A 20,368-nucleotide genomic window follows, 5' to 3' on the forward strand; every position below is an offset into this window, starting at 1 on the left:
GTGTCCCTGGTCAAACTCCAGCTCAGCGACTTTCGCAATATCCAGCAGGCCAGTCTCGCGCTGTCGCCCGGCCTCAATATCCTGGTCGGGTGCAATGGCAGTGGCAAGACCAGCGTGCTGGAAGCCATTCACTACCTCGGTCTCGGTCGCTCCTTTCGTACTCACCTGACCGGGCGGGTCATCCGCCAGGGGGAGCGGGCGTTTACCCTGTTTGCCCAGTGTGAACTGGAAGGGCGCCAGGTGCCCATCGGCCTCGCCAAGGACAAGAGTGGCGAGACCCAGCTCAAGATCGCCGGTGCCCAGGCCCAGCGCCTGGCCGAGCTGGCCGAATTGCTGCCGGTGCAGTTGATCCATCCGGATGGCTTCAATCTGCTGACCGGCGGGCCTCAGGCCAGGCGTGCCTGGCTCGACTGGGGTGTTTTTCATCAGGAGCCGACCTTCTTCTCCTTGTGGGGGCGAGTGCGTCGGTTGCTGAAACAGCGCAATGCGCTGCTGCGTCAGAGCAGCCAGTATCGCCAGCTGGCGTACTGGGATCAGGAATTGGTACGGCTGGGCGGTGAATTGGCCGAGTTTCGCGCCAGTTATTGTCAGGCCATTACGCCCCTGATCAAGGAGATGACGGCGGATTTTTTGCCGGAATTCGATATCAGCCTTGGATTCTATCGAGGCTGGGAAAAAGATACCCCGCTCAATGAATTGCTGGAGGCGGGGTTTGAGCGGGATCGGGCGCTGGGTTACACAGGAGTAGGCCCACAGAAGGCCGATGTGCGACTCAAGGCGAACGGCGTCCCCGCTCAGGATATTTTGTCCAGGGGTCAGTTGAAGTTACTGGTCTGTGCCATGCGACTGGCCCAAGGGCTCTATTTGAATCAACATAGCAGCCGTGGCTGTATTTTTTTAATTGATGATTTTGCCTCTGAACTGGATGTCGACAAGCGCCGGTTGCTGGCCGCAAGGCTGAAGCAGTGTGCGTCTCAGGTATTCATTACCGCCATCGACACCGGTCAGCTCGCAGACATGATGGATGCGAATGACTGCAAGTTGTTCCACGTGGAACAAGGCAAGATCTCCGAAACGTTAGAGAAGGCAGAGAGTAAGCTATGAGTGAAAATACTTACGACTCCTCGAATATCAAGGTACTGAAGGGCCTGGATGCGGTCCGCAAGCGCCCGGGGATGTATATCGGCGATACGGATGATGGCTCGGGTCTGCACCACATGGTGTTCGAGGTCGTCGACAACTCCATTGACGAGGCTCTGGCCGGCTACTGCTCCGATATTCAGGTCAAGATCCATTCCGACGGCTCCGTCTCCGTCCGTGACAACGGTCGTGGTATTCCAGTCGACATCCACCCGGAAGAGGGTCGCTCCGCTGCCGAAGTCATCATGACCGTGCTGCATGCGGGCGGCAAGTTCGACGACAACTCCTACAAGGTCTCTGGTGGTCTGCACGGTGTCGGCGTCTCCGTGGTAAACGCCCTCTCTGACAAGCTGCTGCTGACCATCCGTCGTAACGGCCATGTCTACGAGCAGACCTATCACCTGGGTGAGCCGCAGGCACCGCTCAAGCAGATTGGCGACAGCACCGGCACCGGGACCGAAGTCCGCTTCTGGCCGAGCCCGACCATCTTCAGCGATACTCTGTTCCACTACGAGATCCTGGCCAAGCGTCTGCGTGAGCTCTCCTTCCTCAACTCCGGCGTCTCCATCCGCCTGCTGGATGAGCGTGACGGTCGTGAGGCGCACTTCTGCTACGAAGGCGGCATCAAGGCGTTCGTCGAATACCTGAACCAGAACAAAACCCCGATCCACCCGAAAGTGTTCCACTTCACCACCGAGCAGGACGGCATCGGCGTCGAAGTGGCGATGCAGTGGAACGACGCCTATCAGGAAGGGGTCTACTGCTTCACCAACAACATTCCGCAGCGGGATGGTGGTACCCACCTGGTGGGCTTCCGTACCGCGCTGACCCGTACTCTGAACTCCTACATGGACAAAGAGGACTACAGCAAGAAGGCCAAGTCTGCCGCCAGTGGCGACGACGTGCGTGAAGGTCTGATTGCCGTTATCTCCGTCAAGGTGCCTGACCCTAAGTTCTCCTCCCAGACCAAGGACAAGCTGGTCTCTTCCGAAGTGAAGACCGCGGTCGAACAGGCGATGGGTGAGAAGCTGGCCGACTTTCTGCTGGAAAACCCGGGCGATGCCAAGATCGTGGTCAACAAGATCATCGATGCGGCCCGTGCCCGCGAAGCGGCCCGCAAGGCCCGCGAACTGACCCGCCGCAAAGGCGCGCTGGATATCGCCGGTCTGCCCGGCAAGCTGGCCGACTGTCAGGAAAAAGACCCGGCGCTCTCCGAACTCTACATAGTGGAAGGGGACTCTGCTGGCGGTTCCGCCAAGCAGGGTCGCAACCGGAAGAACCAGGCCATCCTGCCGCTCAAGGGCAAGATCCTGAACGTGGAGAAGGCCCGTTTCGACAAGATGATCTCCTCCCAGGAGGTGGGCACCCTGATCACCGCATTGGGTTGCGGTATCGGTCGTGACGAGTACAACCCGGACAAGCTGCGTTACCACAACATCATCATCATGACCGATGCGGACGTCGATGGTGCGCACATTCGTACCCTGCTGCTGACCTTCTTCTATCGTCAGATGCCGGAAATCATCGAGCGTGGCTACGTCTACATCGCCCAGCCGCCGCTCTACAAGGTGAAGAAGGGCAAGCAGGAACAGTATCTGAAAGACGAAGATGCGCTGCTGCAGTACCAGACCGCCATGGCGCTGGACGGTGCGACCCTGCACGTCAACGAGTCTGCCCCGGCCATCGGTGGCGAGGCGCTGGAGCGTCTGGTCAACCAGCATCGCTCGGTGACTCACCTGATCACCCGCATGTCCCGCCGCGCGCCGGAAGCCGTACTGACCCAGCTGATCTATCAGCCGGAGCTGAACGAAGCGCTGCTGAGCAGCGAGAGCGATCTGCTGGCCTGGTGTCAGAGCATGGAAGCCGTGCTCAACGAGAGCAACCACGGCATCCAGTACCAGATGCAGGTACGCCACGACGAAGAGCGCCGTCTGTTCGTGCCGCACGCCGTGGTACGCCAGCACGGGGTCGACCGCGAATACCCGCTCAGCTACGACTTCCTGCAATCCTCCGAGTACCGTCAACTGGTCTCGTTGGGCAAGGAGATCGCCAACCTGATCGAGGAAGGTGGTTACATCAAGCGTGGCGAGAAGGTGAAGCCGGTCGCCAGCTTCGTCGAAGCGGTCGAGTGGCTGATGGGCGAAGGCAAGCGTGGCATCTACATCCAGCGCTATAAAGGGCTGGGCGAGATGAACCCGGACCAGCTGTGGGAAACCACCATGGATCCGGAAGCCCGTCGTATGCTGCGCGTCACCATCGACGACGCCGTCGGTGCGGACCAGCTCTTCTCCACCCTGATGGGTGATGCCGTTGAGCCGCGTCGTGATTTCATCGAGACCAACGCCCTGCGCGTGGCCAACCTCGACGTCTAATTCGGCGCTTGTGGGATCTCATTGCAAATGAAATGACGTCTCATATACGTGCAATGGCGTCTCATTGAAAATGCAATAGGTTATGAGCACCAAAGAGAGGGACTTATGTCCCTCTCTTTTTTTGCTTACTGTTTGCCTATCAATAGAACGAAGTTGACATCATCGTCAAAAATGACGATGATTTGTATATGAGATATCCAGGCGGTAAAGGCAAGTGCTATCAGCGCTTGATCAATCTGATGCCTCCGCATCAGACATACATCGAATCCCATCTTGGTGGTGGGGCTGTCATGCGCAACAAAAAAGCTGCGCAGCGGAACATAGGCTTAGACCTTGATGCGACAGTCATAGAACTTTGGAAAACTCAGTTTCCAAGTCTTTGTGAGTTGTACCAGGTTGATGCCGTAGCTTTCCTTGAAAGCTATACCTATGACGGCCAAGAGCTTGTATATGTGGACCCACCTTATGTCCCAGAAACTCGCAGACGAGCCAAGATATATCGCTGTGACTATACAGAAAGTCAACATATTCGATTATTGAAATGCTTACTCACTTTACCTTGCAAAGTGATGCTCTCTGGCTATGACTGTGAACTCTACAATCGTGAGCTTTCTGGATGGCACAAGGTTAGCTTTCCTGCTAAGACACATGTTGAGATGCGTGATGAAACTGTCTGGATGAACTTTGAACCACCTGTGCGTTTGCATGATAGTCGTTATATGGGGGAGACTTTTCGAGATCGCCAAACCATTCAACGTCGTCAAGCTAGACTCCGTTCTCGTATTCAGAGCCTAGATCCAGTTGAGCGTCACGATCTACTGGAGTGGATGCAAGAACACTATGGTAATGCCGAGGAGGTTGCTTAATGCAGTTAGGTGCAATTTTCATGGGGCAAGCAGTCTTTAATGTTGAGTTACCCAAACCTGAAGATGAGGTTATTCCTGGTGTACCTTGGGGCTCAATAGAGAAGTTCCTTACTCCCGCTTATTGGGCTTACCAAGTATATGCACGCCGTCTAACAGGTGATCGTATCAACTACAAGCTTGGGTCAACCTTGAAAGAGGAGGTTGGTGCTTGCTTGTTAGGGGGGCATGGGATACCTGCCAATGTAGGTATTGCTGCATTTAACCATCTTAGAAATAGCGGTGCTTTTGAAGTGAAACCTCCTTCAGAAGAAAAGTTACTGGAATGGTTGAAAGAACCATTGGAAGTTGATGGTCGCCAAGTAAGATATCGTTTTGCCAAACAGAAGGCTCGCTATCTTTGTGCTGCACTGAGAAGACTATCTGAAGAACAACCACCACTCGATACTGGAAAATCGTTGCGTAACTGGCTGCTAGATATTCCTGGTATCGGTTACAAGACTGCTTCATGGGTCGCACGTAATTGGCTAGATGCTGACGATGTGGCAATTTTGGATATTCATATTCTTCGAGCTGGATTATTGGGCAATTTCTTTGATAGTCACCTGACAGTAGAACGACATTATTTAAAGCTCGAGGAGCAATTTATCCGATTCAGCATAGCTTTAGGGGTAAGAGCATCCGAGCTGGATGCTCTCATGTGGATGGAGATGATGTCTTCTCCTGCTACAGTTCATAGCATAATGGGGATGGGGCGTCAGACAATAGCATCAAGTCAAAGGAGGAGAACCAAGAAGAGCGAGACCTACTCCGGCCAACTTTCCCTGCTCTGCTAGATTGCTTGCCCATGGTTCTCCAGTAATGCCTAAGGGACAAAAATTGAGCCCTTGTGCTGTTGCTGTGAGGGCCATAACACCCAGTAGGACTCCTGCATCACGCCAAATTAGGCTACATCCGTTTTGATATTTCCCCAATGTTTTACCTGGTTCAGCTAAAAAAAGAATACGTGTTGCGTTATCGCCTCCCAATACAGTTAAACTATGCTTATAAAGGGGGGCAAGTTTCCAGTCTGCTTGCTTTATTTCTAAAATTGAATGTGTTTGTGGTTGATATAACCACCAACGAGAATCTTCAGGGCGCTTAATAATAATGTGTATTGGATGAATAGCTCCGGCTGAAGGAGAAGATCGATGCTCTAAATCGAAGCCAAGCTCCGACACAGCAATCCCTCGAGTTCTACAGGCATTCCACAGAAATGAACCAAGGCGCTTTTCATCCAAATAATCAAAATCTCGCTTTGAGAACCTCTGATTCAGGACCTCATTAAATGGCCATATAAGCTCTTCTGAACACTCAGGAAGTTGAAGGCTCTCGCCCACATCCCACACGATTGGGTCATATCTATTAACACTTTGTTTCGGATGTGGGTCACCCAAGTCGATCCAAGTCATATCCTACCTCTTGAAATACCTCCATATACTTATTACAACCACGGCAGTGGCCACACGCTATATGTGATTTATGACAACTATGCGCCCATGCCAGTAGATTTGCAGGTATCCCAGATTTACGAACCAGCTCTGAAGTAGTAAGTTCGATCGCAGGAGCCTCCACAACAATACCTCCTTCCTGCATAGACAATAAATGGCTGATTGCTGACATAAACTCTGGCGTTCCGTCTTTGTGGAGGCCATCAGATTTAACTGTACCTAACCAAAGATGAGTGATACCAAAAGCGATAGCTTTCATGGCTGCTAATGTAACTAACATCTGGTTTCTATATGGCCACCAATCTGAAGCTGGTGCTAGGTGATCTGGTTTACAACCAGCCATATCTCCAGAGCCGAGCTGCCGGCAATCAATTTCAATTACTTGATGAGGGATTTTTAGTTCCTGACAAATTATTTTTGCAGCATCTATTTCTGCTTGGGCTGCTAGTTGGCCATAGTTTAATGTGAAAGCCATATCTGGTCTTTTCCACCATGCTAAAGCAACGGAATCCATACCACCAGAAAGTAAAAGTCCAGTCTTCATAGTACTATTGCTTCCCAAACAGTGTGGTAGATTGCACTCACATAATCATCAGTGATGTAACAGTTGGAACCTTCTATCATTTTTTTATCTTGAACTGATTCATTCTCGGCATAGAAAATAACCGGTTTATTTAGAGCTCTTGCATAGCCAATTTCATAGATAGTACCGGAATCAAGACCATCTCCTATTGCTAATAGAACATCACATTTCCGTATGCCTTCCAGGTCTTTTTCTACAACATCTTCGGCGGAGCCAATTCCAACATCGTGGTAAGGAGAAAACACATCCAATCCCATTGCTAGAAGATCTCTACGAGCCTGTCCAACCATCCACAGTTCTGCAAGAGTAAAAAATGGGCCTGCTAGGTAAACATTTGGAGTATAGCCATCGCAATAACGGGCAGAAGGGACTAAAGGATCAGGGGAGTAAGTCTTTAATAGTTCTTGGTCAGGAAACCCTTGGTGTTCGCAATAGAAAGCTGTTGCAATAGAGGCTTTTTCAGCAGCAGCGTGAGCTGATAGACCATTATCCATCCACCCAAGAGCAAAGTGGGCTGCAAATGTATCACCCGAGCCAATTTTCCATATCTTCCTAGTTCTATAGGCCGGTACGGTAGTAATATTTCCTTTTTCGTAAACTAGAGCACCTTGCGGCCCCATTTTGATAATGACAACTTCAGCTCCCTCTTGCTTAGCAAGTTTAATTGCCAGTTCTTCTACTGACATGATACTAGAATCCGGCATTAATAAATTAGCTTCGTAGCGGTTCAAGACGAGAGCTAAATGTTCAGCTGTAGAACCATTACTTTTAAATGATTCTGGACAATCTGCATTCTGTGGGTCGAAGACGGCATACTTGGCATTAACTACAGCGGTTCCATCAATCATGCCAAACCGGAGAACTTTTTCGGAACAAATTTCTATTTTAAAATTAGAATTTTTTTCACCCAAAACATCCGGGGTGGACAGCCCATGAATATACTCAAATGTAAAGTTAGAATCTGTGAGTGATGAGTTTAACTTAAATCCTTCAAACATTGCGCGAGCATCAAGAACATCTTGAGTGTCTTTGTCTAAACAAGCGCGCAATTCAACTTGCCCACCAAAACGGGAGATTGCAGTTGCAGCCCTCCCTGCAGAGCCGTAGATATCATCCCATGCTGGACGCATGCATCTCTCCCGGTAGACTCCCCCAACTACAGTAATCATGATATCTCCTTGCTCCTGATTAGACGTGGTAAACCCTAAGACGGACTTGGCCACCACTTACAGAAAGTACTTTTGCCTGGAATTGTTCTCCTTGGCTCATACAGTTACGCAGCTGGGCAAGATTTGGGCCGACAATGCCTCCTGCTTCCTGCCCGTTCCAAAGGGCAACAACGACTTGTTGATTCCCATTCTGAAAAGCTACATCGAGCAGGTGACCGATAGTTAATTGTGTAACTACCTGTGCTTTTGGTGAGGCAAGTTGTGCGTCAAATTGAAGCGCCTGACATGATGTTGCAGGAGTTGAGGGGCCGAAATAACTACCACCAGATCCAGACATTTGCATTCCCTTTTGCTACTCAATTGGAGTCTTTTTCTATACCACAGAACAATGATGTAAGACTATGATCACACCGCCATAATGATAAAAAGCGTATCTAATCATGAGGTTCTGTAGCCATTGGTGACTTATGTCCTCATTTGTCCATGGCAAGGATTACTTGGTGTGGAGATTCAAAATATGTGATCTTGATAATCAATGTGTACATCATTGATTTTATGTATTTTTTTGTTTTTTTTTAGTTTGGTTTTCGAGTGACTTTTCCTATATTCTGGACAATAAATACACAAATTTGGACCGTGTGTTTATGACTCCTTTTGGTATCTATCTTGAAAATCTCCGGCGTAGTCGTCGCATTCAGCAAAAGCAGCTCGCGGACCTGATGGGCATCAATCCATGCTATGTAAGCACTCTTGAGCGAGGGCGTAAGGGGCCACCATCGGCAGAAGTGCTCAATCGGCTAATCAAGAACTTGAACTTATCTCGAAATGAGCAGGAAGGGCTGTGGCGCTCTGTTGAACTATCAGAGATGACGTTCCGTTTGCCCGAAGGTATGTCTCAAGATGAGTTTGAAATGGTCCACGATTTACGAAATCACTTAGGTACGCTGAATGAAGACCAGGTACTGATCATACGGAAGGTTATTGGCTTGGGGGTCAACTCTCAGGAGGGGATTGCAATGTAGATATAACGGGACGCACCGGGTGGATTGTCCCGCTATTTGGCGCAAGTAATGATACTCACGACTTGAGAAATCTAAGTATCTCCACTTGCTCCATTGGCGTCAATCTGCCTGCCTAGACATTAATCCAGTTAGTTAACTTCGTTACTCGTCAGAGTAAGGGGAACTTATGTCTTCAAAGAACACTGTCGTGCCGTTTGGCACAAGGCAGAAGGCGAAGCTATGCCAAAAATCTGTGCGACAACGTAAAGATGTTCGCGTTCGTGAGCCGGTTCGGCCGACAACTGGGCGAGTTGTCGGGTTCTACCCGTCAACGAAGAACAACCGACTCGTTGCCTGGGAATCACAACTGGAGCAGAAAGCTTGCGCTCTATTTGAGTTTTCAGCTGATGTGGTGAGTTATCGAGAACAGCCGATCACTATCTACTTCGAAAGCGATGGTCAAATGCGGCGTTATACCCCTGATTTTGAGCTGAGGTTTCATGACGGCAGATCGATGTACTTGGAGGTTAAGCCTTTTGCCAAGCTCCAAGGTCATTCTGTCAAAAGACGGTTTCAGCAGGTTGCAAGATTTTGGGAGATGCACGGCCAACAATTTGGCGTTATCACGGATATAGAACTTCACCACCCGACCTTACAACGTAACCTGAAGTTACTCAGGGCCCATCAACGTGTCCATGTACCTGATGAGGTGTGGTTGCGAATTGGGCATTGGCTCCGTGCTATAGGTTCCGTCACTTTCGAACAATTAGCCGAGCTACTGAACTCACCAACACAGGTCTATGCGCTGATTGCCCAGCAAGTCCTGCACGTCGATCTTCTCACTCCTTTTTCTCCTACTACCACATTGCATTCGCCGGAGGGTATCGGCCATGAAACTTGCCTCTTTTCATACCGGACTGCGCCTGACTTTGAATAGCACGCGATACCGCATCGATAGGATTCTGGTATCAGGAGAGTGCTACCTGGAGCGGCTGTCCGATGGCGGAGTTCTTGTTAAGACTAAGCCAGAATTGGCCGCTTTACTGGCAGCAGGAGAGCTGAGCATTGAGTCTCCCAACAACCGGGAGTCGAATTCCGATGCTGGATTGAGCTCCCGACCTTCACGCGATTTAAAGGCGTTATCCAAGTCACAGCGCGAAGAGGTTCTGCGTAAGTACGAATACATCAAGGAGGCCATCAGTCGGCTTGGGAAGGAGCCTAAAGCGGCAGGTCTGGGGCCCGTTATCGAAACTGTTTCCGCTAATATTGGGGAAATCAGGCCCCCTAGCGCGACAACGGTTTATCGTTGGTGGAGGCGGTGGCTAGAATCCGGCCAAGACCTGATGTGTTTGGCCCCCCAATACCAAAAGCCTTCTACTCAAAGAAAATTCTCCAAAGACATGATGGATGAACTTCATGCACTCGTTGAGCGCTTATGGTTTTCTAGGGAAAAGCTACCCATACAGGCTGTCTACGATGCTTTTCGCCACCGTATCAACGAGCTTAATGCGGAGCGGCTCAAGCCGATAAAGATTCCGAGCCGCGCCCAGTTCTACCGGATCGTAGATCAGATCGATAAATACGATGCCATGGCAGCCAGAGAAGGGAAGCGAGCCGCCGATAAGCATTTTCGGGCAACCGGCGCCGGGGCGGTTACACAGCACATTCTTGAAAGGGTCGAGGTCGATCATACCCCTCTGGATGTGATTGTTATTAACGAGCGGACAGGTCTGGCGGATGGCCGACCTACCCTGACCCTCCTGTTGTGCCGTCACTCACGTATGGTGTTGGGTTTTTCCATCGGGTTTGAGCCGCCCTCAGAGCTGTCGGTGATGAGGGCCTTACGTCACGCGATTCTGTCCAAAGCCTACGTTAAAGAGCATTACCCGGATATTTGCTATGAATGGCCAGCGTACGGGATTCCTCACACTCTGATCTGCGATAACGGTTTGGAGTTTCACTCCCATCAACTGAGGCGCGTCTGCGCCGAGCTCAATATTGAGCTTCAGTTCTGCCCCAAGCAGCAACCCCACTACAAAGGGGCCGTGGAGCGTTTTTTAGGCACGTTAAACCGAGCGGTCTGCCACCGTATCCCTGGCACCACTTTCTCTAACATTGTGCATCGTGGTGACTACAACTCCGCCGACATGGCACGGATCACTCTGGCTGATCTGAAATCGCTTATCCATGAGTGGGTTATCGATATCTACCACCAAGAGGTGCACAGAGCCACGCATCGAATGCCAACAGCGATGTGGAAGGATGGACTCGGTATGGTGGAGCCAATGTTGCCTGAGAGCCTGATGCAGCTGAACTTGATCCTCACCAAGGAAACGACCCGCCGACTTTCCCATCAGGGCGTTCAGGTGTATCACCTGTTCTATAACTCGGCGGAACTTGGGCTTTTGCGCATACGCTCGAACGCCCGGTATGACGTGTCGGTGCGCTACGACCCGGAAGATATGGGCGCGGTATGGGTTTATGACGAGCTGCAGGGGGATTACATCCATGTGCCCTGTACCAACCCTGACTACGCGGAAGGCCTGACGCTACGTCAACACGATCAGATCCTGAAGGACACTAAGCAGCGCGGACTGGATGAACAGGACGAGGAGGCGCTACTGGAGAGCAAGGCCAGGTTCCAGCAGAAGATTGAGGATCTGAGCCGCAACAAGCTGATTCGCGAACGTAAGAAAGCCGCCAGGGACGCCATGCCTGTTCCTCCTTCCTGGAGCTCAAACCCGGCACTGGAGCGCCCCAAGGAGTCTGATACGACTGCTGAGTCACTCTTCGAGCCCCTGAACTTCAAGGTGGTGACGAGGGGGCAAGGCGATGACTGACAGCCTAAACATCCATCAGAAAATCGCTGAACTCCGAAAAGTTGTGATCTTCCACCCTCAATGCCAGACGGCTTTCGATGCTATTCGGGATGCCTACTTGATGAGTGCCCAGGTAGGGTTTCCTCAGCATCTGCTGTGCGTCGGCCAGTCCGGTACCGGCAAGTCGACGCTGAAGTCCCTGATATTCGATGAGTACCCACCCGAACTACTGCCAGACCGCGAGTTACTGCCTGTGCTCTGTGTGGATACACCATCGCAGCCAACCATACGCAATATGGCAGAAGCGATGCTGGTTCAGTTGGGGGAACCCTGTTTTATGCGCGGGTCTGCTATCGACAAAACAAACCGGATTCTCAACCTAATCAAAGAGAAGCAGGTGCGGCTGATCATTGTGGATGAACTCCAGCACTTCATCGACCGAGGCCGCCGCAGAGCGCCTTTGGAGGTTTCGGATTGGTTGAAGACACTGATTGATCAGTCCCAGGTCTCGACGGTGCTGATGGGCCTTCCGCGCTGTGAACAGATCCTCCAGGTAAACGAGCAACTGAGACGTCGCTATGGGCGGCGCCTAGAGTTGAATCCGTTCTCCATCGAATCGCCGCATGAACAGTCGATCTTTGCTGGTGTAATTACCCACTTCGATCAAAAGCTTGGTTTAAAGAGGCCCTTGCAGCTGGATGGCGACCTGTTAAGACGTTTCCACTTCGCCACAAATGGCATTATCGATTACGTCGTTCGGTTGATGACGGGGAGCTACGCCTGGGCTACTCAGCACTCCGTGCCAGCCATCGATCGCTCCGTACTCGGAAGGGCATTTGTCGATTGGGTGTGGCACGAAGGTAAGGGCGCGCTGAACCCCTTCAATGATGGGTTCCGTTGGAAGCGGCTCGATAGCCCCGGAATGCCATTTAATCTGTTCGAGCCTGCTTCTGCTGTACGGGCTTCCAAGACAGGAGGAGAGTCATGGAGTTGATCAAACCACCGCTGCATCCAGATCGCTTCCCGGACGAACTGCCTTATGGATATTTGAAGCGTCTGGCGGAACTGAATCAGTACGAAAGCCCAACCTGGTTATTCAGGAACCTGTCGTCACGATGCGTACTTCAAACCCCCGCGCTCTCCGTTGCTGAGCTATCAGCCGCTGATTGGGCAGGTAGTCAGCCAACAGCTAGTGCCGTTGGTGCGAATACCCAACACCTCAGATATTGTCCGCTTTGCATCGCGGAGAGAGGCTATTGGCGTAGCGCTTGGCAAAGCTGGGTATCCTGCGCTTGCACCAAGCACCAAATCTGGCTGGTTGATCGGTGCCCAAGCTGTCATTCCCGGCTCCCATTGGCATCAACGAACCTATCGTACTGTGCCTGTGGTGCGCGGTTAGCTGACGCGCCTGCGGAGATAATCGATAGTCCCATCGAGCAAATGCAGCTGTTCCTGGATGAAGGATCTGTGCCGGACGGAGCGTATTCGATACTCCCCATGGAACACGGTCTGGATTACCCGGCCCGGACCGCGCTGATCAGCTTGTTGTGTAACTGGTTAGACTATCCGAAGCTCACGGTGCATAACTTCAATCGCGAGCTGAAGCAGTGCGGCACGGCGCGGATTCACCTTGTGAATGCCGCTGAGCTGCTGTTTCAGCCTGAGGGGTTGGATACCTTTCTGTTCCGCTTGTCTCAGCTAGATAGTCCCGAGTATTACACATCTCTCATATTGAAGTTTGTTCTGCGGCTGAATATCGACTTTCCACAACCGTGCTTCGACACTCTGAAGCACCAGGCTCTCAGCTACTGGGTGTATCTGAGAAAGGCCTTAGACCAGGAACTGGGCCGGTCATCCGATATCGCCGACCTATGGGAGTACGCCGAGTGGCAGGTGCTGCCGCATGACCCGAAGTAAGGGCCTGGAGGGTATGCGGGCACCAGTCATAAGTCACGGCTGTGCATTGATATACCCTCCGATCTATCCTGCCAGCTGCCCGGACGAGTCACCGATAGGTTATTTGGTTCGCTTGGCGGAACTGAATTGCTATGGCTCTACCCGCTGGATGTGCGCAGTGGGGCAACTACCGAGACTATCGGAGCTGCATTTGTACCATGACCTGCTCGCAGGAGTGGGTTGGACTGGTTGGGGGACAGAAACGTCATCGATCTCGGCGGCGGTTTGTTTGGTCGATCAGAGCCACCGCCTGGGTCGCTTACGTTATTGCCCCGTCTGTATCAGGGAAACGCAACGATGGAAGGCTGCGTGGCATCTGAAAGCGTCAGTGGTGTGTGCTGAACATGGAGGCTGGCTTAGAGATACCTGTCCGGCCTGTAACAGCCCAATGCTGTTCAAGGCTCGCAGTACCAAGCTTTGTAAGTGTGGTGCAGATCTATCTGAATCAGCCCTGTGCCTGGCCCCAGAAGCTGTGAGACGACAGCAAGGATGGTTGGAGCAAGGCTCCGTATCAAGGGCTTTGATAGCCGCAGGGCACAACCTGGATCTCCAAATGCGATCAGAGCTCATTCTGTTGTTTGCTCGTTTTGTCGGTCGTGACGGTATGGGTAAGACCGGCATCGACACGAGGGTGCTTCATATGGATACGTCAGCCGACGTGATGACCCAAGTAGCAGATGCGCTGTTTGGTGGGTCCGAGGGCTTTACCAAGTTCCTCGACACATCCTTTTCGGTGAGCGCCTCTGAGCAAGGAGAACGGCGGCTAAGTCGATTCTATAAAGCGTTCTACGGGTCTTTTGAGGATGGCTGCTTCGACCCCTACAAGCAACTGCTGGAACAGTATCTCAATGAGCACTGGCCAAAGGCTTTGAGCCGCCGGAACTCACTCTTCAAGGATCGAACCATCCAGTCCCACCCATGGCTCGCGCTGCAAGCTGCTTGCCGGGAGTTCGCAGTTCCCAAATCCCACATGAGGCGTGCTATTGCGGATGATGATGTACGCAGTATGTCAGTACAGGGGCCAAAGCGAGAATCGGTACTGGTGTGGAAGCCGGACGTGGTGAGGCTTAAGGAATGGCTGGCCAACTCCCTAACAGCTAAGGATGCGGCTGACTATCTCGGCGTTACCAAGAAGCAGTTCGGACAGCTACGCCAGAATGGATATATCACATACCAGAAGGCTCCAGGATCTGCCTCCAGGGGCGTTTGGGCCTTTTCAATGGCGCAGTTGTCCGGGTTTCTGAAGTCGCTTGCTCACAGCAGTTCAGCACCTCTCGAGGCTATGACCATGAATCAGGCGCTGAGGCGGTTTCGAGCAGGGGTGAAAGAGCCGTTGGTGATCATCATCGAGGCGATCAAACAGGGCTTGTTGGGTGCATATGCGTCGAGCTCAAAGCCAACAATCCGGGAGCTGGTTTTCGATAGTCACCAGTTCGAAGATTGGTATCGGGAGCGATCTTCCGATTCTGAGCTCTTTTCGATAACCGAAGCCGCGAAGCGTATGGGGATTCATCAGGAGTTTGCTTACCAGCTCGCCAATACAGGTCTTCTTGAAACATATTCCAGCAACCATTCGTCGGGGCAACTGGTCAGCCAGCACTCGATAGACAAGTTCTGCTCGGAGTATGTCTTGCTGCGTGACCTGGCCCGAGAAGCCGGTCGGAGTTCGGCCAGTGTGATGAACGACTTGGCTTCTCGGGGGATTCAGCCGATTGATGCTGTTTGGGATCAGCAGATGCGGCAGAAGGTGTACCTAGCTAGCAACCTCAGAGGTTTCTTGCGTGGGCTCTGTATTTCGAGCGTTGGAGCTGGATGATTGTTCGTTGGCTTCGGCCTTGATCCGTTTCCTATTGGCTAGATACGCAGCTGTTTCAACAGCCGTCAGCCTTCGGAAGATCTCAGTGAATGACGAAATTGCAAAGATTATGAACTGGAGAGCAAACACCAAGAATATTTTTTGACCTTTTATAATCTCGTCGATACGTGCCGCGTCGGCTGCATTGGTGAACGAATCGCAAATGCTGGCGATGGTTTCGGTCTTTAATTGAGTCTCTTTAGCTGCTGACTCTGTGGGATGAAAATAAAGTTTCATCATTTTATGCTCAACGAACCCATTGACCTTATTGGATGGTCAGCCTGCTATCTATAGATAAAGTATCATCATAATTGTGGATAACTGCCCAGTGTTGCCCAGCGTAGTGAAAATAAAGTTTCATCATAGAACAGGTCGTTGGGGTCACATTGAATCCTTATCGACAGAGCAACACGTGATCCGACCTCCTCAAAATCATGACTGGGTTTGTGAGCAAAGAACCGTTTCAACCCCTTACTGATCCCCTCATTTTTTGAGACTCAAATAATTCCAAGTGTACTTGTATATAACCGATGCTGTTTGAGGTAATAGGGAAGGTGCGAACAAGTCCCTGATATGAGATCATGTTTGTCATCTGGAGCCATGGAACAGGGTTCATCATGAGTCATCAACTTACCTTCGCCGACAGTGAATTCAGCAGTAAGCGCCGTCAGACCAGAAAAGAGATTTTCTTGTCCCGCATGGAGCAGATTCTGCCATGGCAAAACATGGTGGAAGTCATCGAGCCGTTTTACCCCAAGGCTGGTAGTGGCCGGCGACCTTATCCGCTGGAAACCATGCTACGCATTCACTGCATGCAGCATTGGTACAACCTGAGCGATGGCGCGATGGAAGATGCTCTGTACGAAATCGCCTCCATGCGTCTGTTTGCCCGGTTATCCCTGGATAGCGCCTTGCCGGACCGCACCACCATCATGAATTTCCGCCACCTGCTGGAGCAGCATCAACTGGCCCGCCAATTGTTCAAGACCATCAATCGCTGGCTGGCCGAAGCAGGCGTCATGATGACCCAAGGCACCTTGGTCGATGCCACCATCATTGAGGCTCCCAGCTCGACCAAGAACAAAGAGCAGCAACGCGATCCGGAGATGCATCAGACCAAGAAAGGCAATCAGTGGCACTTTGGCATGAAGGCCCACATTGGTGTCGATGCCAAGAGTGGCCTGACCCACAGCCTAGTCACCACCGCGGCCAACGAGCATGACCTCAATCAGCTGGGTAATCTGCTGCATGGAGAGGAGCAATTTGTCTCAGCCGATGCCGGCTACCAAGGGGCGCCACAGCGCGAGGAGCTGGCCGAGGTGGATGTGGACTGGCTGATCGCCGAGCGCCCCGGCAAGGTAAGAACCTTGAAACAGCATCCACGCAAGAACAAAACGGCCATCAACATCGAATACATGAAAGCCAGCATCCGGGCCAAGGTGGAGCACCCATTTCGCATCATCAAGCGACAGTTCGGCTTCGTGAAAGCCAGATACAAGGGGTTGCTGAAAAACGATAACCAACTGGCGATGTTATTCACGCTGGCCAACCTGTTTCGGGCGGACCAAATGATACGTCAGTGGGAGAGATCTCACTAAAAACTGGGAATAACGCCTTAAATGGCGAAGAAACGGTCTAAATAGGCTGATTCAAGGCATTTACGGGAGAAAAAATCGGCTCAAACATGAAGAAATGAAATGACTGAGTCAGCCGAGAAGAATTTCCCCGCTTATTCGCACCTTCCTTAGCATTCACTGATTGCTGAAGCCGCCTTTATTCACCGGGGCGGCACCGATTTTTTCCAGCGTCTCCACATTGACTTTGACCTCGTTCCAGTCGTTGTCCACCTCACCGCTGACTCGAATGGTATCGCTCGGCGTCACTGCCTGACCACGCCACGCATCCTCGTCGATATCCACCATCACCTCACCGCTGGCATCGCGCAGGATATAATTATCCTCCCCCAAGCGTTTCACCAATTTCCCCTGCAAGGTAACCCAGGACTCGTCCCGCTGTGACTTAACCTGATTGGCGGACACATTGTGCTCGGGCCCGGTATAGGCAGCCCAACTGGGCAGGCTCAGGGTGGTCAAAAGGGTCAGTGCGGCAGTCGTCATCGCTTTCATGTCATTTTCTCCATTGTGTGAATAAGCTCATCATCCGTTCACTCACGTGAAGCATTCGTGAATATATGTCGATTATCGGTAGAGGGGGCTGATGACCTTGGGCGAGGGCTGATTATCTGTGAGCATAGAAGATGAAGCGCATATTCAGGGGGCCAAACGATCTTCAGTGTTATGCTCCTACTAGCGTAGAATGCAGCGCATCTTTGGATGCGCTAGATGCGAAAAGGCGCCCCTGATAACCAACAGAAAACCTTATGGCTAATTTGAAATCCGACTTCCCAGTTGATAGCGTCTCTGACACAGACATTATCGATCTGCATGCTCAGATGCTGCGTTTTGCCTGTTTACAGCTAAGAGATACTCACTTGGCTGAAGATGCTGTTCAGGAGGCGATGATCGCAGCCTTGCAAGCGAGGCATCGATTTCATGCGCAATCATCGTTGCGCACCTGGGTGTTTGCCATCCTCAAGAACAAAATAGCTAACCAACTGCGACAATCTCCCCCCTGGATCCGGCTGAGTGAGATGCAGGGTCAGACTGGTGAAGAAGACGGTGATGATCAGGCGTTATTGGAGCAGCTGTTCAATCAAAACCATCACTGGCAGCCTGTTCAGCGACCTGCCCGTTGGCATTGTCCGGATGCTCAGCTTGAGGATAATCATTTCTGGCGAGTATTCGAAGTCTGTCTGGCAAATCTGCCGGAAGCGCAGGGGCGGGTGTTCATGATGCGTGAATTCGTTGAGCTGGAAACAGCCGAGATCTGTGAGGCCACAGGAGTCACCCCTACTAACCTGAATGTCATGCTGCATCGGGCACGGCTACGCCTGCGTCATTGCCTGGAATCTAACTGGTTTGAACAGGAGGTACTTTGATGAATTGTCTGCAAGCAACCCGTTTGTTATCTGAGGCGATGGATCGCCCTCTGACTTGGCAGGAGCAGGCCCGTTTGAAAGTACATCTAGGCATGTGCCGGGGGTGCCGCCAGTTTAGCCAGCAGATGCCGGTTTTGCGCCGCATCAGCCGTATCTATGCTCAGGGTGAGGGCGGCGATGCCGATCCCGGTGAGTTCAAGGACTGACTACCTGCGTTCATAAACCAAAATGGCCGGCAATTCCGGCTATTTTTATTTCGTGATTGCCCATGAGTCTCAGCCTTTCGTTTCGTGGGACTGATTTCAGCTCAACGACAATGTCGAACGAAGCGTGATGGTTGCAATACAGGTCAGCCCTCACGAGGCTTTTGAGTATGTGTGAGTACTGTTTAATTTTGATGACTGAGTTTAATGGGCAATCACTTGCGATCCCCATCCCTGAGCGGGGTTCTCAGGCGTTTCTGCTGCCACCTACGCCAAGGGCGCAGCAGCTTCTCTCGCCTGGGCACCAGCAGGGCGCAAGCCAGCAGGAGATAGATGAGCTGCTCTTGCCAGCCGCTCTTGACCGACCACCAGTAGTGCACAGGCACCAGCAGGGCCACCGCGTAGATCCAGTTGTGCAACTTCTGCCAGCTCGGTCCCATGGCTCGTAACAGGGCCGGGATTGAGGTTATGCTCAAGGCGAGCAGCAGCAGCAGGGCGATGGCTCCAACCACGATATAGCTGCGCTTCACCAGCTCGCCGCCGATCAGCCGCCAGTCAAACTGCAGATCCAGCCCCAGCCATACCATAAAATGCAACACGGCCCAGGCCATGCACCAGAGCCCGAGGGGGCGGCGCAGCTTGAAGAGCTGCCCCTGCCGCCAGTGCTTGGCAAGCTGTGACACCAGCAGGGTGAGCAGTAGCAGGTGCAGGGCACCCTTGCCGAGGTAGTGGGTCAACCCTTGTATCGGATCTCCACCCAGCAGGCCAGCCGGTATCGCAAGCCCAAGCCAGAGCAGGAAGCCAAGAGAACCCAGATGTACCAGGGCCCGCAACAGAGTGATATGACGTGCTGTCAGTTTGATTGTCATAGGTTTGGTTTCACCGTTTGCCTTGGCCGCTCAATGCCATTTTCTCAGATCCATGTCCCGATAGAGGGAGGCCACCTCGTCCCCGTAGCCGTTGAACAGCAGGGTGGGCTGACGCTTGGCACCGAAGATGCCCCCTTCGCCGACAAAACGCTCGCTGGCCTGACTCCAGCGCGGGTGATCCACCTGCGGGTTGACGTTGGCGTAGAAGCCATATTCGTTCGGTGCCAGCAGATTCCAGGTCGTCGGTGGCATCTCCTCCACCAGCCGGATGGAGACGATGCTCTTGATGTTCTTGAAGCCGTATTTCCATGGCACCACCAGCCTGATGGGCGCCCCGTTCTGGGCGGGCAGCGTCTTGCCATAGAGCCCCATCGCTAGGAAGGAGAGCGGGTGCATCGCCTCATCGATACGCAACCCTTCGACATAGGGATACTCGATGCCGCCGCCGAGACTGCTGGAGGCCTGACCAGGCAGCTGCTTCGGATCATAGAGCGTCTCGAATGCCACGAATTTGGCACGACTGGTGGGCTCGGCCCGGCGGATGATCTCCGCCAGCGGAATACCGCTCCAGGGCAGCACCATGGACCAAGCCTCCACGCAGCGCAGCCGGTAGATCCGCTCCTCCAGTTCAGTCTTGTTGATGAGATCCCACACATCCAGGGTGAAGGGCTTGGCCACCTCCCCCTCCACCTTCAGGGTCCAGGGCTCGGGCTTGAGGTAGTGGGCATTGCGCGCCGGATCTCCCTTGTCGGTGCCGAGTTCATAGAAGTTGTTGTGGGTGGTCGCCTTCTCCAACGGGGTGAGAATCATCCCCTCAGACCGGGTGGCAGCCCGGTAGTTGAGCGCCTTGGTAGCGGGGCCCGGCACCGGTTTCTCGGTGGGGAAGAGATCTAGCAGACTGGCCTTGGTCGGGAAGGTCAGAGTAGCTGCGGCGCCCAATCCCAGCCCCTTGAGGATGAGGCGACGATCCTGATAGACGGATTCCGGGGTGACATCCCGCTCGGTGGGGTGATGGGGGGCAGAACGCTTGATTAACATGAAAATCTCCCG

General features: G+C 52.4%; 21 protein-coding genes and 1 pseudogene. 14 read left to right on the forward strand and 8 right to left on the reverse strand.

Annotation, left to right across the window (positions count from 1 at the left end; all coding sequences use genetic code 11):
- The 4 genes from recF (at position 1) to ACPW75_RS20750 (ending at position 5,211) form a co-directional block, all read left to right on the forward strand.
- Positions 1-1,104 (forward strand): DNA replication/repair protein RecF, encoded by a 1,104-nt coding sequence (recF, locus tag ACPW75_RS20735; protein ID WP_017410490.1) that lies wholly within the window; start codon positions 1-3, stop codon positions 1,102-1,104.
- Positions 1,101-3,512 carry a DNA topoisomerase (ATP-hydrolyzing) subunit B gene (gyrB, locus tag ACPW75_RS20740; protein WP_016348869.1) on the forward strand — a complete coding sequence of 804 codons (2,412 nt, stop codon included), beginning with the start codon at positions 1,101-1,103 and terminating at the stop codon, positions 3,510-3,512. The genes recF and gyrB overlap by 4 nt, the downstream gene beginning before the upstream one ends.
- Before the next feature lie 188 nt (positions 3,513-3,700).
- The gene (locus ACPW75_RS20745) at positions 3,701-4,378 is read left to right on the forward strand and encodes a DNA adenine methylase (RefSeq protein WP_077096337.1); all 678 of its coding nucleotides are present in this window, start codon (positions 3,701-3,703) and stop codon (positions 4,376-4,378) included.
- A complete protein-coding gene (locus tag ACPW75_RS20750; protein WP_077096338.1) occupies positions 4,378-5,211 on the forward strand; it encodes an 8-oxoguanine DNA glycosylase in 834 nt (277 codons plus the stop codon). Before ACPW75_RS20745 ends, ACPW75_RS20750 begins: the two co-directional genes overlap by 1 nt.
- On the opposite strand, the gene ACPW75_RS20755 is transcribed toward ACPW75_RS20750, so the two are convergent.
- Genes ACPW75_RS20755 through ACPW75_RS20770 form a run of 4 tightly spaced genes read right to left on the reverse strand, consistent with a single transcriptional unit; the run spans position 5,146 to position 7,954 of the window.
- Positions 5,146-5,826, reverse strand: a complete 681-nt coding sequence (locus ACPW75_RS20755) for a nitroreductase family protein (protein WP_077096339.1) — start codon at positions 5,824-5,826, stop codon at positions 5,146-5,148. The two genes, ACPW75_RS20750 and ACPW75_RS20755, sit on opposite strands and share 66 nt — an antisense overlap.
- On the reverse strand, positions 5,804-6,409 hold the full coding sequence (locus tag ACPW75_RS20760) for a 7-cyano-7-deazaguanine synthase (RefSeq protein ID WP_077096340.1): 606 nt from the start codon (positions 6,407-6,409) through the stop codon (positions 5,804-5,806). Before ACPW75_RS20760 ends, ACPW75_RS20755 begins: the two co-directional genes overlap by 23 nt.
- Positions 6,406-7,617 carry a PfkB family carbohydrate kinase gene (locus ACPW75_RS20765; RefSeq protein WP_077096341.1) on the reverse strand — a complete coding sequence of 404 codons (1,212 nt, stop codon included), beginning with the start codon at positions 7,615-7,617 and terminating at the stop codon, positions 6,406-6,408. The genes ACPW75_RS20760 and ACPW75_RS20765 overlap by 4 nt, the downstream gene beginning before the upstream one ends.
- A 19-nt stretch (positions 7,618-7,636) precedes the next feature.
- Entirely contained in the window at positions 7,637-7,954 is a 318-nt protein-coding gene (locus ACPW75_RS20770; protein ID WP_077096353.1) for a hypothetical protein, read from the reverse strand.
- A gap of 307 nt (positions 7,955-8,261) precedes the next feature.
- Here ACPW75_RS20770 and ACPW75_RS20775 point away from each other — a divergent pair, with 307 nt between their 5' ends.
- The 7 genes and pseudogenes from ACPW75_RS20775 to ACPW75_RS20805 all read left to right on the forward strand — a co-directional run bounded on the left by ACPW75_RS20775 (position 8,262) and on the right by ACPW75_RS20805 (position 15,209).
- Complete coding sequence (locus ACPW75_RS20775; RefSeq protein WP_077096342.1) at positions 8,262-8,639, forward strand: helix-turn-helix domain-containing protein; 378 nt, start codon at positions 8,262-8,264, stop codon at positions 8,637-8,639.
- Positions 8,640-8,805: 166 nt separating this feature from the next.
- On the forward strand, positions 8,806-9,555 hold the full coding sequence (locus ACPW75_RS20780) for a TnsA endonuclease N-terminal domain-containing protein (RefSeq protein ID WP_081398604.1): 750 nt from the start codon (positions 8,806-8,808) through the stop codon (positions 9,553-9,555).
- Positions 9,509-11,458 (forward strand): Mu transposase C-terminal domain-containing protein, encoded by a 1,950-nt coding sequence (locus tag ACPW75_RS20785; protein ID WP_081398605.1) that lies wholly within the window; start codon positions 9,509-9,511, stop codon positions 11,456-11,458. Before ACPW75_RS20780 ends, ACPW75_RS20785 begins: the two co-directional genes overlap by 47 nt.
- Positions 11,451-12,431: a TniB family NTP-binding protein gene (locus tag ACPW75_RS20790; protein ID WP_077096344.1), complete on the forward strand. Its 981-nt coding sequence runs from the start codon at positions 11,451-11,453 to the stop codon at positions 12,429-12,431. Before ACPW75_RS20785 ends, ACPW75_RS20790 begins: the two co-directional genes overlap by 8 nt.
- Complete coding sequence (locus ACPW75_RS20795) at positions 12,422-13,354, forward strand: TniQ family protein (RefSeq protein ID WP_077096345.1); 933 nt, start codon at positions 12,422-12,424, stop codon at positions 13,352-13,354. Before ACPW75_RS20790 ends, ACPW75_RS20795 begins: the two co-directional genes overlap by 10 nt.
- A 13-nt stretch (positions 13,355-13,367) precedes the next feature.
- A pseudogene (locus ACPW75_RS20800) lies at positions 13,368-13,730 on the forward strand (hypothetical protein); the annotation flags it as partial.
- A 216-nt stretch (positions 13,731-13,946) separates the two neighbouring features.
- Positions 13,947-15,209, forward strand: coding sequence for a hypothetical protein (locus ACPW75_RS20805; protein WP_223955009.1), 1,263 nt, complete (start codon positions 13,947-13,949; stop codon positions 15,207-15,209).
- Here the strand turns inward: ACPW75_RS20805 and ACPW75_RS20810 are convergent.
- A complete protein-coding gene (locus ACPW75_RS20810; RefSeq protein WP_425904346.1) occupies positions 15,147-15,488 on the reverse strand; it encodes a DUF6216 family protein in 342 nt (113 codons plus the stop codon). The genes ACPW75_RS20805 and ACPW75_RS20810 overlap by 63 nt on opposite strands.
- A 377-nt stretch (positions 15,489-15,865) precedes the next feature.
- Here ACPW75_RS20810 and ACPW75_RS20815 point away from each other — a divergent pair, with 377 nt between their 5' ends.
- Entirely contained in the window at positions 15,866-16,846 is a 981-nt protein-coding gene (locus ACPW75_RS20815) for an IS5-like element IS5 family transposase (RefSeq protein WP_042011362.1), read from the forward strand.
- A 153-nt stretch (positions 16,847-16,999) separates the two neighbouring features.
- Here ACPW75_RS20815 and ACPW75_RS20820 read toward each other — a convergent pair whose 3' ends face one another.
- Entirely contained in the window at positions 17,000-17,374 is a 375-nt protein-coding gene (locus tag ACPW75_RS20820; RefSeq protein WP_077097923.1) for a NirD/YgiW/YdeI family stress tolerance protein, read from the reverse strand.
- Between the two features lie 254 nt (positions 17,375-17,628).
- On the opposite strand from ACPW75_RS20820, the gene ACPW75_RS20825 reads away from it, so the two are divergent.
- Together ACPW75_RS20825 and ACPW75_RS20830 are read left to right on the forward strand one after the other, a co-directional pair.
- Positions 17,629-18,246, forward strand: coding sequence for a sigma-70 family RNA polymerase sigma factor (locus tag ACPW75_RS20825; RefSeq protein ID WP_077097925.1), 618 nt, complete (start codon positions 17,629-17,631; stop codon positions 18,244-18,246).
- Positions 18,246-18,452 carry a zf-HC2 domain-containing protein gene (locus ACPW75_RS20830; RefSeq protein WP_077097927.1) on the forward strand — a complete coding sequence of 69 codons (207 nt, stop codon included), beginning with the start codon at positions 18,246-18,248 and terminating at the stop codon, positions 18,450-18,452. The genes ACPW75_RS20825 and ACPW75_RS20830 overlap by 1 nt, the downstream gene beginning before the upstream one ends.
- A gap of 212 nt (positions 18,453-18,664) precedes the next feature.
- On the opposite strand, the gene ACPW75_RS20835 is transcribed toward ACPW75_RS20830, so the two are convergent.
- Both ACPW75_RS20835 and msrP read right to left on the reverse strand, forming a co-directional pair.
- The gene (locus ACPW75_RS20835) at positions 18,665-19,318 is read right to left on the reverse strand and encodes a protein-methionine-sulfoxide reductase heme-binding subunit MsrQ (protein ID WP_077097929.1); all 654 of its coding nucleotides are present in this window, start codon (positions 19,316-19,318) and stop codon (positions 18,665-18,667) included.
- A gap of 30 nt (positions 19,319-19,348) precedes the next feature.
- Entirely contained in the window at positions 19,349-20,356 is a 1,008-nt protein-coding gene (msrP, locus tag ACPW75_RS20840) for a protein-methionine-sulfoxide reductase catalytic subunit MsrP (RefSeq protein ID WP_077097931.1), read from the reverse strand.
- Between the last annotated feature and the right edge of the window lie 12 nt (positions 20,357-20,368).

The organism is Aeromonas sp. FL131, from assembly GCF_049860615.1.
Lineage (GTDB): Bacteria > Pseudomonadota > Gammaproteobacteria > Enterobacterales > Aeromonadaceae > Aeromonas > Aeromonas hydrophila.